Raw genomic sequence first — 15827 nt, forward strand, 5'->3', positions numbered from 1 at the left:
GGGTGGTCCGTACTCGGGCGGACGGGCAGACAGGCGGACGGGCAGGCGGACGCGGGCGGGTGAACTCAGGGGCGGTGCGTGGACGGATGGGGGCCCGGCACCTCAGGACGGGGTGTCGCCGAGCGCCAGTTGGACGAGGGCGTCGACGTCCATGGCGCCGATGGCGTCGGCACCGACGGCTTCCGCGCCGGCATCGTCCCGAAGTGGTGCGTCCGTCGTGCGGTCGTCGTTCTCCGCCAGGGCGAGCACGGCCGTGAGCAGGCCGCTCTCCTCCCACTTGGCGTAGGGGATGGCGGCGAGCACGTCGCGGAGGCGGGCCTCGTCCTGTTCGGTCGCCGCGGGAAGCGGGCCGGCGTCCGGCTCGAGTCCCGCGAAGAGTTCGTCGTGGAGGTGATCGGCGAGGTGACGTGGGGTGGGGTGGTCGAAGACCAGGGACGGGGGCAGCCGCAAGCCGGTTTCGGCGTTCAGTCCGTTACGGAGTTCGACGGCGGTGAGGGAGTCGAACCCGACGTCCTTGAAGGGCCGGTCGACGTGCACGGCACGATTCGCGGACCGGCCGAGCACGAGCGTCGCCCGCTCCTGGACGAGTTCGCGCAGAGCCCGGCGTCGTTCCGTCTCGGGCCGGTCGGCCAGACGCCGGACCAGGCGGTCGCGAGCGCTCTCGGCAGCGTCGGCCGCCGTACCCGTCGCCGTCGCCGTGCTTCGCGTCGCGCTGTCCGTCGTACGGCCACTTCCGGAGGAACCGTCGGCGTCGAGGGCGCGGAGGGTCGAGAGCAGGGGGCTGGGCCGGCGACTGGTGAACGCGGGAACGAACCGCTCCCAGTCCACGTCCGCCACCACCACCGCACCGTCCCCGGCCTCCAGCGCGCGCCCCAGTCCCAGCAGAGCATGGGCCGGCTCCATCACCCGCAGGCCACGACGCTCCAGCTCCACCGCACCCGCGTCCGTCACCATTCCTCCGCCCGCCCACGGGCCCCACGCGACCGACAACCCCGCCTCGCCGCGACCGCGACGCGCCTCCACCACGGCATCGGCGCACGCGTTCGCCGCCGAGTAGACCGCCTGCCGTCCGCTCCCCCACACACCGGCGATCGACGAGAAGACGACGAACGCCTCAAGCGCCCTTCCACGCGTCAACTCGTCCAGATGCACCGCGCCCTGGGCCTTCGCCGACCAGACGTCGGTCAGGTGAGCTTCGTCCACCTCGTCGATGGGCGTGGCGTCGGGCACGCCTGCGGCGTGGAAGACGGCGTCGACATGGTGCCGGTCCAGCAGTGCGGCGACCGCGTCGCGGTCGGCCATGTCGCACCGTTCGACGTGTACGCGTTCCGCTCCCGCGGCCCGTATCTCCTCCACGAGCCGGCTCACGCCCGGGCTGTCCGGACCACGGCGGCCCGTGAGCACGAGCTCGTGCGCGCCCTGCTCGGCGAGCCAGCGTGCCACGTGCCCGCCGAGGGCGCCGGTGCCGCCGGTGACGAGCACCCGACCCGGAGACTTCCAGCCGGCCGCGGCGGCCGGGAGGGCCGGATGCTCACGGAGACGACGTGCGAGGATCCTGCCGTCCCGCAGGGCGAGCTGGTCCTCGTCCGAGAAGGTGAGCGCTGCCGTGAGCAGATCGGCCGTGGCGGCGTCGGGCATCGGCGGCAGGTCGATCAACCCGCCCCAGCGGTCGGGGTGTTCCAGGGCCGCCACCCGCCCCAGGCCCCAGACGGCAGCCTGTTCGGGGTCCGTCGTGCCGTCCGTGGGACGGACGGTGGGACGGACTGTGGGACGGTCGACGGACACGGCGCCCGTGGTGACGCACCAGACGGGACCGGCGGTTCCGGCGTCGCCGAGGGCCTGGACGGCGGTCAGAGCCCAGCTGAACGAGCCGGGCAGAACGACCACACCGGCGAGAGCGTCGCCGCCGACGGCCGCGGCGAGGTCGCGTGCCAAGGACGTACGGTCCGTGTCCGAGGGAACGGAGAGCGGCAGGCAGTCGGGCAGCGCGTGGACGACGGTGTCGAGTCCCGCCGGTCCGTCGGCCGGGTGCAGCACCAGCCACCGCCCTGTTCCGCGGGCCGTCGACGGCGCGGTGACCGCCTCCCAGGCGACGCGGTAGCGCCAGCTGTCCACCTGGGCGCGCAGGGCCCGCTCGCGCCGCCGGGCGGCGAGACCGGACACGACCTCCTCCACGACCTCTTCGCCGACGCCGAGGGAGTCGGCCAGCGCACGGGACTCCTCGGGATCGATCGTGTCCCAGGGGCCGGTACCGGTCACGGCCTCGATGCTCCCGGTCTCCTCCACCGTCCGCGCCCGCTTCGTCTGCGGCCAGAACCGCTCGTGCCGGAAGGCGTACGTGGGAAGCTCCACGCCCTCCGTGGACCGAGGGCCGATCACCGACGCCCAGTCGACCGTCACCCCCGCCGCGTGGGCGGCGGCCACGCATTCCAGGACGGTGTCCACCTCGTCGCGTTGCTTGCGCAGGGCGGATGCGAACAGCGAACTTTCGGCATCGGGCAGGCAGTTCTGGGCGAGGGCGGTGAGGGTGGCGTCGGGGCCCAGTTCGACGAACCGGGTCACGCCTTCCGCCGCGAGGGCGGTCACACCGTCCGCGAAACGAACGGCCTCGCGGACGTGGCGGACCCAGTAGTCGGAGGTGGTCAGCTCGCCGCCGTCGGTGGCGAGGCGTCCGGTCACGTTCGAGACGACCGGGATGACCGGAGCTGCGTAGGTCAGGCTCTCGGCGGCCTGACGGAACTCCGTCAGCATCGCCTCCATCAGCGGGGAGTGGAACGCGTGGCTTACGCGGAGGCGGGAGGTGCGGCGGCCCTGTGCGGCCAGTTCCTCGGCGATCTCGGTTACGGCGGTTTCCGTGCCGGCGAGTACCACGGCCTTCGGGCCGTTGATCGCAGCTATCGATACGTCCGCCTCATGGCCGTCGAGCAGGGGCAGAACCTCGTCCTCAGCGGCCTCCACCGCGACCATCGCCCCGCCCTCCGGCAGGGCTTGCATCAGACGACCCCGTGCGGTCACCAGCGCGCAGGCGTCCTCCAGCGACAGCACTCCGGCCACATGCGCGGCAGTGATCTCGCCGATCGAGTGCCCGCCGACGAAGTCGGGGCGCACGCCCCAGGACTCCAGCAGCCGGAACAGTGCGACTTCGACCGCGAACAGCGCCGGCTGCGTCCACTCCGTACGCCCCAGCCGCTTCGCGTCCTCGCCGAAGACGACGTCCTTGAGCTCCGCGCCCACGTGTGCGCACACCGCGTCGAACGCCTCCGCGAACACCGGGAACGCCTCATACAGCTCACGTCCCATCCCCGCACGCTGCGCACCCTGGCCCGAGAACAGGAAGGCCGTACGGCCCTCGGTGACGGCACCGACGGTGACCTGAGGCGCGGTCCGGCCCTCGGCGAGCGCCAGGAGCCCGGTCAGGAGCTCGTCCCGATCGCTGCCTCGTACCACGGCACGGTTCTCGAAGGAGGTCCGCTGCACCGCGAGTGCGGCGGCCACGGCATCGGGACGGATGTCCTGATCAGTCCGGAGGTACGCGAGCAGGCGGGCGGCCTGGGCGCGAAGGGCGTCAGTGCCCTGACCGGAGACGACCCAGGGAATCAGGGGCAGAGCATCGGGCTCGGCAGACTGGCCAGCCGCTTCCTGAGGGGCTTGTTCGAGGATGACGTGGGCGTTGGTGCCGCTGAGGCCGAAGGAGGAGACACCCGCACGACGGGGCCGGTCCACCGACGGCCAGGCCTGACGCTCGGTCACCAGGCGTACCGCGCCCGTCGACCAGTCCACCTGGGACGACGGCTCGTCCACGTGCAACGTCTGCGGCAGGACCCCGTGCCGCAACGCCTCCACCATCTTGATCACACCGGCCACACCCGCGGCTGCCTGCGTGTGACCCAGGTTCGACTTCACCGACCCGAGCCACAGCGGACGGTCCTCCGGGCGTCCCTGCCCGTAGGTGGCCAGCAGCGCCTGCGCCTCGATCGGGTCACCCAGCCGCGTACCCGTACCGTGGGCCTCCACCACATCCACATCGGACGTCGACAATCCCGCGCTCGCGAGGGCCGCGCGGATCACCCGCTGCTGCGACGGACCGTTCGGCGCCGTCAGACCATTCGACGCACCGTCCTGGTTCACCGCCGACCCGCGCACCACCGCCAGTACCCGATGGCCCTTCGCCTGCGCGTCGGACAGCCGCTCCACCAGCAGCACACCGACGCCCTCACCCCAGCCGGTACCGTCCGCACCCTCCGCGAACGCCTTGCACCGGCCGTCCTCCGCCAGACCTCCCTGGCGACGGAACTCGGCGAAGGCGGCCGGGGTGGACATCACGCTGACGCCGGCGACGAGGGCCATCGCACACTCGCCCGAGGTGAGCGAGCGTGCGGCCCAGTGCAGAGCCACCAGGGAGGACGAGCAGGCGGTGTCCACCGTGACCGCCGGGCCTTCCAGGCCCAGGACATAGGCCAGGCGCCCGGACAGCACGCTCGCCGCACTGCCCGTGCCCACATACCCGCCGAAGTCACCCTCCGACATACCCAACAGCGCCGGATAATCCTGCCCGTTGGTACCCGCGAACACCCCGACCCGTGCGCCTCGCAGCGACCGCGGATCGATCCCCGCCCGCTCCACCGCCTCCCACGACGACTCCAGCAGCAACCGCTGCTGCGGATCCATCGCCAACGCCTCACGCGGCGACACCCCGAAGAACTCCGCATCGAATCCCGCGACATCGTCGAGGAAGGCCCCCAGTGACACGTGGTCGGCGTCCGAGGCGGCGAAGGCGGACAGTTCGGCCCAGCCGCGGTCGGCGGGGAACTCTCCGATGGTGTCCTCGCCGCGGACGAGTACGTCCCAGAGCTGTTCGGGGCTTTCGACGCCGCCCGGGAAGCGGCAGGCCATTCCGACGATGGCGATCGGGTCGTCGGCCGGCGTTCCGCTCGCGCCGTACGGGAGCGGGGAGGGCGCGTGGACGTCCTGCGGTGCCAGGGGACCGAACGCGGTCATCAGGTGGTCCACGACCGCTTGGGGGGTGGGGTGGTCGAAGACGAGGGTCGCCGGCAGCGCCAGGCCGGTCTCACGGCTGAGGGTGTTGCGCAGTTCGAGGGCGGTGAGCGAGTCCAGTCCCAGCCGGGTGAACGGCAGATCGAGGCCGATCGAGGTGCCGGGCGCGTGTCCCAGCACGGTGGACAGGGTGGTGCGCACCAGGTCGGTCAGCGCGTCGCGGCGCCTCGGCTCCGGCAGGTGCGCGAAGCCCTGGGAGGCAGGCGTCGCATGGGCGGGCGCGGCCGCGGTGCGCAGGACCGGTCGGCCCGTGAGGGAGCGGAGCAGCGGCGGAATGTGGTCGGCGGCTCGGCGGAGGGCGGCACGGTCCACGCGCAGGGCGACAGGGGTGCTGCCGGTGTGGGAAAGGGCGCGGTCGAAGAGGGCCAGCGCGTCGTCGGTGGGCAGGGCGGCGATGCCGTTGCGGGCGGCCCTGTGCTGGGTGGCGTCGGTCAGGTCCCGCGTCATGGAGCTGTCCGCCTCCCACAGTCCCCAGGCGACGGACAGCGCGGGGCGGCCCTCGGCGCGCATCGTGGCGGCGAGGGCGTCGAGGAAGCTGTTCGCGGCCACGTAGTTGCCCTGGCCGGGGCCCGCGAGGGTGGCCGCGGCGGAGGAGAACAGCACGAACGCCGACAACCCGTGATCCCTGGTGAGCTCACGCAGGTGGCACGCGGCGTCGACCTTGGGCCGCAGTACGGCGGAGAGCCGGGCCGGGGTGAGGGAGGTGACGACGCCGTCGTCGAGAAGGCCCGCGGCGTGGACGACGGCACCCAGCGGGCGGTCGTCCGGGATCGCGCGGATGACGTCGGCGAGGGCGTCGCGGTCGGCGGCGTCACAGCTGACGACGGTCGTCCGGGCGCCGTGCGAAGCGAGTTCGGCGATCAGTTCCGCGGTTCCCGGGGCGTCCTGGCCGCGGCGCGTCACGAGCAGGAGGTGCCGGACGCCGTGGCGGACGACGAGGTGGCGGGCCGTGGCCGCCCCGACCGTGCCGGTGCCGCCGGTGACGAGGACGGTCCGGTCCGGGTCGAAGCTCGCGACCGCGGCCCCTGACGTGGTCTCTTCCTGGCCGGCGTCCGCCCGGGTGAGGGCGGGGGCGAGGATGCGCCCGTTCCGGAGGGCGAGGTCGTCGTGGTCGAGGCGGGCGGCGCGTGCGATGTCGGCGTCCGAGGGCGCGTCGTCGGTGTCGAGCAGCAGGAAACGGCCCGGGTTCTCGGACTGGGCCGACTTGACGAGCCCGCGGACCGCGGCCGCCGCCAGGTCGGTGACCGTCTCGTCGCCGGTCACGGCGACCGCGCGCCGGGTGACCAGGAGGAGACGCGAGCCGGCCGCGCGGGGGTCGGTGAGCCAGCGCTGGAGCAGGGCCAGCGCGTGCGCGGTGGACGTGTGCACATCGGCCGGCGCGTACGCGCCCGTTCCCGTGCCCGCCCCCGCGTCCGTACCTGGGTCCGCCGAGTACCAGGGAACGACCACCAGGTCGTCGTACGGATCGTCGGAAGTGTTCTCCAGTACGTCGTCGGGGCCGGTGAGGCGGGTCGTCGCGGCGGGTTCCGGCAAGGATGCAGGTCCGGCGGGGGTCCAGGTGACGGTGTAGAGGTCACCGGTACGGCCCTGGGCGTCCGCCGGGACGTCCTCGAGGTCGTGGGGTGTGACCGAGACCGTCCGGGCGGTCAGGACGGGGGCGCCGTCGCCGTCCGACAGCCGGACTTCGGCCCCCGCCTCCGCCCCGGCCCCGAAGGCAGGGGCGATGTGGACGCGGACCGAGGTGGCCGCGTGTGCGTGCAGGGTGAGGCCGGACCAGGTGAGCAGCCAGGGCGCGGGGTGGCCGAGCGCGGTGAGCGCGACCATCGCGCCGTCCAGGAGGGCGGGGTGCACGGCGAACCGCGCGGCGTCCGCCTCCTGGTCCTCGTGCAGGGCGACTTCGGCGAACATCTCGTCCCCGCGCCGCCAGACGGCCTTGAGGGACGGCGGGACGGCATGCACGGCGTCCACATCCAGGGCGTCGAGATGGCCGTACAGTTCCTCGGGATCGACCGGAACCGCGCCCGGAGGCGGCCAGGTTCCCTCCGCTCCCCCAGTCGCGTTCACCGCCGGCTCCTCGTCCTGGGCGCGAGCCAGTGTGCCGTGGGCGTGGCGCGTCCAGGGCCGGGGGTCGTCGGCCGGGTCGGCCTCGGGGTCGAGGGGCCGTGCGTAGAGCGCGAAGCTCCAGCGGTCCTCGCCGTCCACCGCTTCGGTGACGGTCTGCACCTCGGTCTCGCCGGTGGCCGGGAGCGGCAACGGCACGTCGACGTGCAGGTCGACGAGGTGGTGCGCGCCGAGGGCGCGTCCGGTGTGCAGGGCGAGGTCGGTGAGGACGGACCCGGCGACCAGCGTGCCGCCTCCGGTGGCGAGGTCGGCGAGCCACGGCTGGAGACGGCGGGAGAGGCGTCCGGTCGCCATGACCGTGGTCGAGTCGGCGAGGTGGACGCCGGTGGACAGCAGGGGGTGGTCGCCCCGGTGTCCGGAGGGGGTGACGACCGGGTCGAGCCAGTAGCGGTGCCGCTCGAAGGAGTAGGTGGGCAGGTCGACGAGCGGGTGGGAGCCGGGGAGGAAGGCGTCCCAGTCGACGGGCAGGCCCGAGGTGTGCAGGGCGGCGAGGGCGGACACGGCTGTCCGCGGTTCGTCGTGGTCCTTGCGGAGGGTCGGTACGAACAGCATCCCCTGGTCGTCCGGTACGCAGGCGCGGGCGAGGGCGGTGAGGGTGGTGTCCGGGCCGACTTCGACGAAACGGGTCACGCGCTTCTCCGCCAGGGCGGACACGCCGTCCGCGAACCGAACGGCCTCGCGGACATGCCGGACCCAGTACTCCGCGGTGGTCAACTCCCCCTCGGCGGCGAGGCGTCCGGTCACGTTGGAGACGACCGGGACGGCCGGAGCGGTGTAGGTGAGACCTTCCGCGATCTGGCGGAACTCCGCCAGCATCGGCTCCATCAAAGGTGAGTGGAACGCGTGGGAGACGCGGAGACGGGAGGTGCGGCGGCCCTGTGCGGCCAGTTCCCCGGCGATCTCGGTTACGGCGGCTTCCGTGCCGGCGAGGACCACGGCCTTCGGGCCGTTGATCGCCGCTATCGACACCTCCTCGGCGCGGCTTTCGAGCAAGGGGAGGATTTCGTCCTCGTCGGCCTCCACGGCGACCATCGCCCCGCCGTCCGGGAGGGCCTGCATCAGACGGCCCCGCGCGGTCACCAGCGTGCAGGCGTCCTCCAGGGACAGCACGCCGGCCACATGCGCGGCCGCGATCTCCCCGACCGAATGCCCGCCCACGAAGTCCGGGCGAACACCCCACGACTCCAGCAGCCGGAACAACGCCACCTCAACCGCGAACAGTGCCGGCTGCGTCCACTCCGTACGGCCCAGACTCTCCGCGTCAGCGTCGAAGACGACGTCCTTCAGCTGCGCGCCCACGTGCGCGCACACCGCGTCGAACGCCTCCGCGAACACCGGGAACGCCTCGTACAGCTCACGCCCCATCCCCGCACGCTGCGCACCCTGACCCGAGAACAGGAACGCGACCTTGCCGCCACGGCGTGCGCTGCCGGTCACCGTGTGCGGGGAGGTCTCGCCGGCGGCGAGGCTGCGCAGGCCGGCGAGGAGGGCGTCCCGGTCGGCGCCGAGGACGACGGCGCGGTGTTCGAAGCGGGAGCGCCGGGTGGCCAGTGTGTGGGCGACCGCCCGGTCGTCCGTGTCGGGGTGCGCCGCGCAGTGGTCCAGGAGGGCGCGGGCCTGTCCCCTGAGGGAGTCGGTGGTGCGGGCGGAGAGGATCCAGGGCACCACCGGCACGGTGCGGGCGGTGGCCGTGGCCCCGCTGCTCGGGGCGTCGGCCGTGGCGTCGTCGTCCGGCTCCGTGGCGGCCGGGGCTTCCTCCAGGATGACGTGGGCGTTGGTGCCGGAGACTCCGAACGCGGACACGCCGGTGCGGCGCGGGCGTTCGGTCCTCGGCCAGTCGACGGGTTCGGTGAGCAGGCGTACGTCGCCCTCGGTCCAGTCGACCTTGGTGGTGGGGGTGTCGACGTGCAGGGTGCGCGGGAGGCGTTCGTGGCGCAGGGCCTGGATCATCTTGATGACGCCGCCGACGCCGGCCGCGGCCTGGGTGTGGCCGATGTTCGACTTGAGCGAGCCGAGCCACAGGGGGCGGCCGTCGGGCCGGTCCTGGCCGTAGGCGGTGAGGAGGGCCTGGGCCTCGATGGGGTCGCCGAGCGTCGTGCCGGTGCCGTGCGCCTCGACGGCGTCGACGTCGGCCGGGGAGAGGCCGGCGGAGGCCAGCGCGGCGCGGATGACGCGTTGCTGGGAGGGGCCGTTGGGCGCGGTGAGGCCGCTGCTCGCGCCGTCCTGGTTGACGGCGGAGCCGCGGACGACGGCGAGGATCTGGTGGCCGTGGCGGCGGGCGTCGGAGAGGCGTTCGAGCAGGATCAGGCCCGCGCCCTCGCCCCAGCCGGTGCCGTCGGTCGCCTCGGCGAAGGACTTGCAGCGGCCGTCGGGGGCGAGGCCGCGCTGCCGGCTGAACTCCAGGAAGGTGACCGGGGTGGACATGACGGCGACGCCGCCGGCCAGGGCGAGGTCGCACTCGCCGGCGCGCAGGGCCTGGACGGCGAGGTGCAGGGCGACCAGGGAGGAGGAGCAGGCGGTGTCGACGGTCAGGGCGGGGCCCTCGAAGCCGAAGGTGTAGGAGACGCGGCCGGAGGCGATGCTGGCCGCGCTGCCGTTGCCGAGGTGGCCCTCGACGCCGGGGGGCGGCTCGGGGAAGCGGGTGGCGTAGTCGTTGTACATGACGCCCGCGAACACCCCGGTGGCGCTGCCGCGCAGGTCGGACGGGCGCAGGCCGGCGCGCTCGAGGGCCTCCCAGGTCAGTTCCAGCAGCAGTCGCTGCTGCGGGTCGGTGGCGAGCGCCTCGCGGGGTGACATGCCGAAGAAGGCGGGGTCGAAGTCGGCGGCGTCGTGCAGGAAGCCGCCTTCCCGGGTGTAGCAGGTGCCGGGGTGGGCGGGGTCGGGGTGGTAGAGGGCGTCGAGGTCCCAGCCGCGGTTCTCGGGAAAGCCGGAGATGCCGTCCGTGCCGGTGTCGACGAGGCGCCACAGGTCTTCGGGCGTGCGGACTCCGCCGGGGTAGCGGCAGCTCATGGAGACGACGGCGATGGGTTCCGTGGCCTTGGCCTCGACCTGACGGAGCCGGGCACGGGTGCGCTGGAGGTCGGCGGAGACTCGGGTCAGGAAGTCGCGAAGCCTGTCCTCGCTCACGGAGCTCACGGATCGGTCTCCCTTCGGCGGCGGGCGCGGGGCTCGCCGGTGGGGCGCGGGCCATCGGCGTCGGCCCCGGCGCCGTGGACGCCGGGGCCGGCGAGGGCGGGCTGCGTGGCATACACCCTCGCGGTGGACGGCCTTGGCGCTCCCGGTGCCGGGCCGTCCTCCAGGGCGATTATGGGGAGGTGCCTGGTCGGTTCCTGAGCTTCGGCCGGGGGCTCTAAGAGAACTTCTAGCGTTGACGCGTGGTTGTCCGGGCGAACCTCAGAGGCGGGCCGTCACGTCCAGTGCCCCGTCCGGGAGCGGGGGCAGCAGGCCCAGCCGGGCGGAGCTGTCCAGCAAGGTGCGGACGGCACGCAGTCCGTCCTGGCCGAGGTCGGCGGTGAACTCGTTGACGTAGAGGTCGATGTGCTGGTCGACGACGTCGGGCTCCATCTCCTGGGCGTGTCGCAGGACGTGGTCGCGGGAGGCGTCGGGGTCGTGGCGGGCGGCGCGCAGGGATGCCCGTACGGTGTCGGCGATCTCGTGCAGCAGGGGTTCGCCGAGGGAGCGGCGGGCGACGATGGCGCCGAGGGGGATGGGCAGGCCGGTGCGCTTCTCCCATTCCTCGCCCATGTCGGCGACGCTGTGCAGGCCGTGGCGGCGGTAGGTGAAGCGGGCCTCGTGGATGACCAGTCCGGCGTCGACGTGTCCGTCGCGGACGGCCGGCATGATCTCGTGGAACGGGAGGACGACGATCTCCCCGACGCCGTCGGGTACGGCGTCGGCGGCCCACAGCCGGAACAGCAGGTAGGCGGTGGAGCCGGTGCTGGGGACGGCGACGCGGGCGCCGGTCAGCGCCGCGGGCTCACGGGGTTCGGCGGACAGGACGAGGGGGCCGCAGCCGTGCCCGAGGGCGCCGCCGCACGGCAGCAGTGCATAGTCCTCGAGGACATGGGGCAGTACGCCGTAGGAGATCTTCAGGACGTCCAGCTCGGCGCGCTCGGCCATGCCGTTGGTGATGTCGATGTCGGCGAAGGTGAGCCGCGCCTCGGGCGCCCCGGGGAGCAGCCCCTCGGTCCAGGCGTGGAAGACGAACGTGTCGTTGGGGCACGGCGAGTGCGCCAGGGTCAGTGGTGACGTCATGGGCGGTGGCTTCCTTGTCTGCCGTTCGGCCCGGGACGTGCCGGGCGGCACGGGGCCGTCGCCCCCAGCAAACCCGTTGCGGGTATGGGGGTTTCCCCAGACTGCCCTCCGCAAGGATGGGAGCGCCCCACTCGCCGCGGTGTCGATGTCCCGTCGTCCGGCCGGGGCCCGTGGCATCCGGATCGCGGCCGGCCCCACGGGTTCCTGTCGGACGGTTTCGGTGCGACCGCCGGATGGTGCGGCCGTGCCCGTCCCGCCCGACCGTCCCCGGGCGGGTCGGCCGGTCCACGGTCCGCGGGAGTTCGTTCCGCCCCGGGGCCGACGAGCCACGTGCTGAGCGTGCTCGGACCCACTACGTGTGCCGTGAGGCACTGACCGAGGAGGACCCCGGCCATGGACACTGGGCTCAAGCGCGAGCTGGAGGAGAAGGTCCGCTCCGGTGAGCGGCTGACCCGCGAGGACGGCCTCGCGCTGTACGAGTCGGACGACCTGGCGTGGCTCGGCGGGCTCGCCCACGAGGTGCGGACGCGGAAGAACGGCGACGTCGTCCACTTCAACGTCAACCGGCATCTCAACATGACCAACGTGTGCACCGCGTCGTGCGCCTACTGCTCCTTCCAGCGCAAGCCGGGCGAGAAGGACGCGTACACGATGCGGATCGAGGAGGCCGTCAGGCTCGCCAAGGCGATGGAGGGCGAGAACCTCACCGAGCTGCACATCGTCAACGGCCTGCACCCGAACCTGCCGTGGCGCTACTACCCGCGGTCGCTGCGGGAGCTGAAGGCGGCGCTGCCGAACGTGTCGCTGAAGGCGTTCACCGCCACGGAGATCCACCACTTCGAGACGATCTCCGGCATGTCGGCCTCCGACATCCTCGACGAACTGATCGACGCGGGGCTCGAGTCGCTCACCGGCGGTGGCGCGGAGATCTTCGACTGGGAGGTCCGGCAGCACATCGTGGACCACCGCACCCACTGGGAGGACTGGTCCCGCATCCACCGGCTGGCGCACGAGAAGGGGCTCAAGACCCCGTGCACCATGCTCTACGGCCACATCGAGGAGCGCCGCCACCGCGTGGACCACGTGCTGCGGCTGCGTGAACTCCAGGACGAGACCGGCGGTTTCCAGGTCTTCATCCCGCTGCGCTACCAGCACGACTTCGTCGACATGAAGGACGGCAAGATCCGCAACCGGCTCCAGGCGCGGACGCAGATGGCCACGGGCGCGGAGGCGCTGAGGACGTTCGCGGTGTCGCGGCTGCTGTTCGACAACGTGCCGCACGTCAAGGTCTTCTGGGTGATGCACGGCGTGCAGACGGCGCAGCTGGCACTCCAGCACGGGGCGGACGACATGGACGGCTCGGTCGTCGAGTACAAGATCACGCACGACGCCGACCAGTACGGCACCCCGGACAAGCTGACCCGCGAGGACCTGCTCGACCTGATCCGCGACGCGGGCTTCCGGCCGGTGGAGCGCAACACGCGCTACGAGATCATCCGCGAGTACGGCGGCCCGGACCCGGCCCGCCGTGACGCGCCGCAGCCCATGCGGGTCTGAGCGGCGGACGACGCCCCGCCCCGCCCCGATCCCCGCGTTCTCCCTCTCCGCCCCTCCCCCGATCACCACCACGACTCCGCCAGGCAGGTGTGAATGTCCCCCCAGACGACGAACGACGAGGACCTGGAAGTCTGGATCGACCAGGAACTGTGCACCGGTGACGGCATCTGCGCCCAGTACGCGCCCGAGATCTTCGAGCTGGACATCGACGGGCTGGCCTATGTGAAGAGCGAGCAGGACGAGCTGCTCCAGGCCCCCGGTGCGACCACGCGGATTCCGCTGGACGTGCTCACCGACGTCGTCGACTCGGCCAAGGAGTGCCCCGGCGAGTGCATCCACGTCCGCCGTGTCACCGACCGTGTCGAGGTCTACGGGCCCGACGCCGAGGACGCCTGACGAGCCGTCGGGCCGCCGCGGCCCGACGGCTCGTCCCCCGATGGAAGGACATCCACGTTCCATGAGCTCCACCCCGTCCGACCTGTGGATCCGCAGGTTCCGGCCCTCTCCCGAGGCGGCCGGCCGTCTGGTGTGCTTCCCGCACGCCGGCGGCTCGGCGAGCTTCTACGTGCCCGTCGCCGGCGCGCTGAGCCCCGATGTCGACGTGGTCGCCATCCAGTACCCCGGACGTCAGGACCGCCGCAGTGAGCCCGGGCCCGCTTCGGTGGCCGAACTCGCGGACGGGGTCACGGCGGCGCTCGCGGGCTGGGACGACCGTCCGCTGACCTTCTTCGGGCACAGCATGGGCGCCCTGGTGGCGTTCGAGGTGGCCCGTCGCATGGAGCGGGCCGGCTCCGGTCCGGTCCGGCTGTTCGCCTCGGGCCGCCGTGCCCCCTCCCGGACCCGCGACGAGCGGGTGCACACGCTCGACGACGACGGGGTGATCGCCGAACTGCGCGCCCTCAACGGCACGGACACCCAGCTCCTCGACGACGAGGAGGTGCTGCGCATGGTGCTGCCCGCCATCCGCAGCGACTACCGGGCCGTGGAGACCTACCGCTGCGAGCCCGGCGCGCGGGTGCGCTGCCCGGTGACCGTGCTGACCGGGGACGCCGATCCCCGGACGACGCTGGAGGAGGCCCGCGACTGGAGCGGCCACACCGAGGCCGACTGTGACCTGCGGGTCTTCTCCGGCGGCCACTTCTTCCTCTCGGAGCGGCCCGCCGAGGTACTGGCCGTGCTGCGCGAGCACTTCGCGGCCGCCCCCGCCGCCGGCCGGGTCTGACCCCGGCCACCGGCCCGCCCCGACAGCTCTCCCCCTCTCGTGCTTCCCCACCACTCGACCCCCTCCGGGAGTTGTGCACCATGACCGAGCAACTCGCCCCCGGGGCGCAGGCGTCGGAGCCGATCCCGGCCCGCCGACGCCGCCCCCGGGTGGGGCACATCCAGTTCCTCAACTGCCTGCCGCTGTTCTGGGGACTGGCCCGCACCGGCACCCTCCTCGACATGGAGCTGCGCACCGACACCCCGGACGGCCTCAACGACGCGCTGGCCGCGGGCGACCTCGACATCGGGCCGATCAGCCTGGTGGAGTTCCTGCGGCACGCGGACGATCTGGTGGCCCTGCCGGACATCGCGGTCGGCAGCGACGGCGACGTGATGTCCTGCCTGATCATCAGCCAGGTCCCGTTGGAGGACCTGGACGGTGAGCGGGTGGCACTGGGCTCGACCAGCCGCACCTCCGTGCGCCTGGCCCAACTGCTGCTGGCCGAGCGCGTCGGCGTGCGCCCCGACTACTACGTCTGCCCACCCGATCTGCGCACCATGATGTCCGAGGCGAAGGCCGCCGTGGTCATCGGAGACGCGGCGCTGCGCGCGGCCCTGCACCAGGCGCCCAGGATGGGGCTGCACGTGCACGACCTGGGCCGCATGTGGAAGGACTGGACGGGTCTGCCCTTCGTGTTCGCCGTGTTCGCCGCGCGCCGCGACTTCCTGGCCCGGGAACCCGAACTGGTGCACCGGGTCCACGCCGATCTGCTCGCCTCGCGCGACCTGTCGCTGACCGAGGTGACCAAGGTGTGCGAACAGGCGTCCCAGTGGGAGGAGTTCGACGCCGAGACGCTGGAGCGCTACTACACCACCGCGCTCGACTTCCGTCTCGGGCAGGCCCAGCTCGACGGCATCGCCGAGTTCGCCCGCCGGGTCGGCGGCGACGCCGAGGGCTTCCCGCCGGACGTCGCCGTCCAACTGCTCGAACCCGCCGCTTCCTGAGCCCGTACCCGCACGCATCGCACTTCTTCACCAGGACGCGCTCCCGCACCACGGGCGCGCTCCCGCTCCCGACCGCTTGTCCGTCCCGATCACGCCACCGGAAAGGCCGGCACCGTGTCCCGACCGCCGCACCACCCGCTCCAGCCCGTTCTCGACCGTGCCGCGGCCGGGGAACGGATCACCCCCGAGGAGGCGCTCGCCCTCTACCGCGACGCGCCTCTGCACGCGCTGGGCGCCGCCGCCGACGCCGTGCGCCGCCGCAAGTACGCCGGGACCGAGCACATCGCGACGTACATCATCGAGCGGAACATCAACTACACGAACGTGTGCGTCACGGCGTGCAAGTTCTGCGCCTTCTACGCCGCGCCCAAGGACACCGAGAAGGGCTGGACGCGGGACCTGGACGACATCCTGCGCCGGTGCGCGGAGACGGTCGAGCTGGGCGGCACGCAGATCATGTTCCAGGGCGGTCACCACCCGGACTACGGCGTCGAGTACTACGAGAAGCACTTCGCGGCCATCAAGAAGGAGTTCCCGCAGCTCGTCATCCACTCCCTCGGCGCGTCCGAGGTCGAGCACATGGCGCGGATCTCCGGCGTCTCGGTCGAGGAGGCCATCACCCGGATCCACGC

General features: G+C 72.8%; 7 protein-coding genes. 5 read left to right on the forward strand and 2 right to left on the reverse strand.

Translation table 11 applies throughout. The features are described from left to right. Window positions 1–102 precede the first annotated feature (102 nt). Entirely contained in the window at window positions 103–10311 is a 10209-nt protein-coding gene (locus ACFOSY_RS28515) for a type I polyketide synthase (protein ID WP_394312209.1), read from the reverse strand. Between the two features lie 258 nt (window positions 10312–10569). Continuing rightward, window positions 10570–11430, reverse strand: coding sequence for a 1,4-dihydroxy-6-naphthoate synthase (locus ACFOSY_RS28520; RefSeq protein ID WP_394312212.1), 861 nt, complete (start codon window positions 11428–11430; stop codon window positions 10570–10572). A 393-nt stretch (window positions 11431–11823) separates the two neighbouring features. On the opposite strand from ACFOSY_RS28520, the gene mqnE reads away from it, so the two are divergent. From mqnE to ACFOSY_RS28545, 5 genes are all read left to right on the forward strand, one after another. Continuing rightward, window positions 11824–12987: an aminofutalosine synthase MqnE gene (gene mqnE / locus ACFOSY_RS28525; protein WP_394312215.1), complete on the forward strand. Its 1164-nt coding sequence runs from the start codon at window positions 11824–11826 to the stop codon at window positions 12985–12987. 93 nt (window positions 12988–13080) lie between these two features. Continuing rightward, the gene (locus ACFOSY_RS28530; RefSeq protein WP_394312217.1) at window positions 13081–13383 is read left to right on the forward strand and encodes a ferredoxin; all 303 of its coding nucleotides are present in this window, start codon (window positions 13081–13083) and stop codon (window positions 13381–13383) included. Between the two features lie 61 nt (window positions 13384–13444). Beyond that, window positions 13445–14209, forward strand: a complete 765-nt coding sequence (locus ACFOSY_RS28535; RefSeq protein WP_394312220.1) for a thioesterase II family protein — start codon at window positions 13445–13447, stop codon at window positions 14207–14209. A gap of 80 nt (window positions 14210–14289) precedes the next feature. Further along, window positions 14290–15195, forward strand: coding sequence for a menaquinone biosynthetic enzyme MqnA/MqnD family protein (locus ACFOSY_RS28540; protein ID WP_394312222.1), 906 nt, complete (start codon window positions 14290–14292; stop codon window positions 15193–15195). Between the two features lie 114 nt (window positions 15196–15309). After that, a partial coding sequence (locus ACFOSY_RS28545) for a radical SAM protein (RefSeq protein ID WP_394312227.1) occupies window positions 15310–15827 on the forward strand: 518 nt, incomplete at its 3' end.

This window comes from Streptomyces lusitanus, from assembly GCF_042647945.1.
In the GTDB taxonomy this organism is placed as follows: Bacteria; Actinomycetota; Actinomycetes; order Streptomycetales; family Streptomycetaceae; genus Streptomyces; species Streptomyces pseudogriseolus.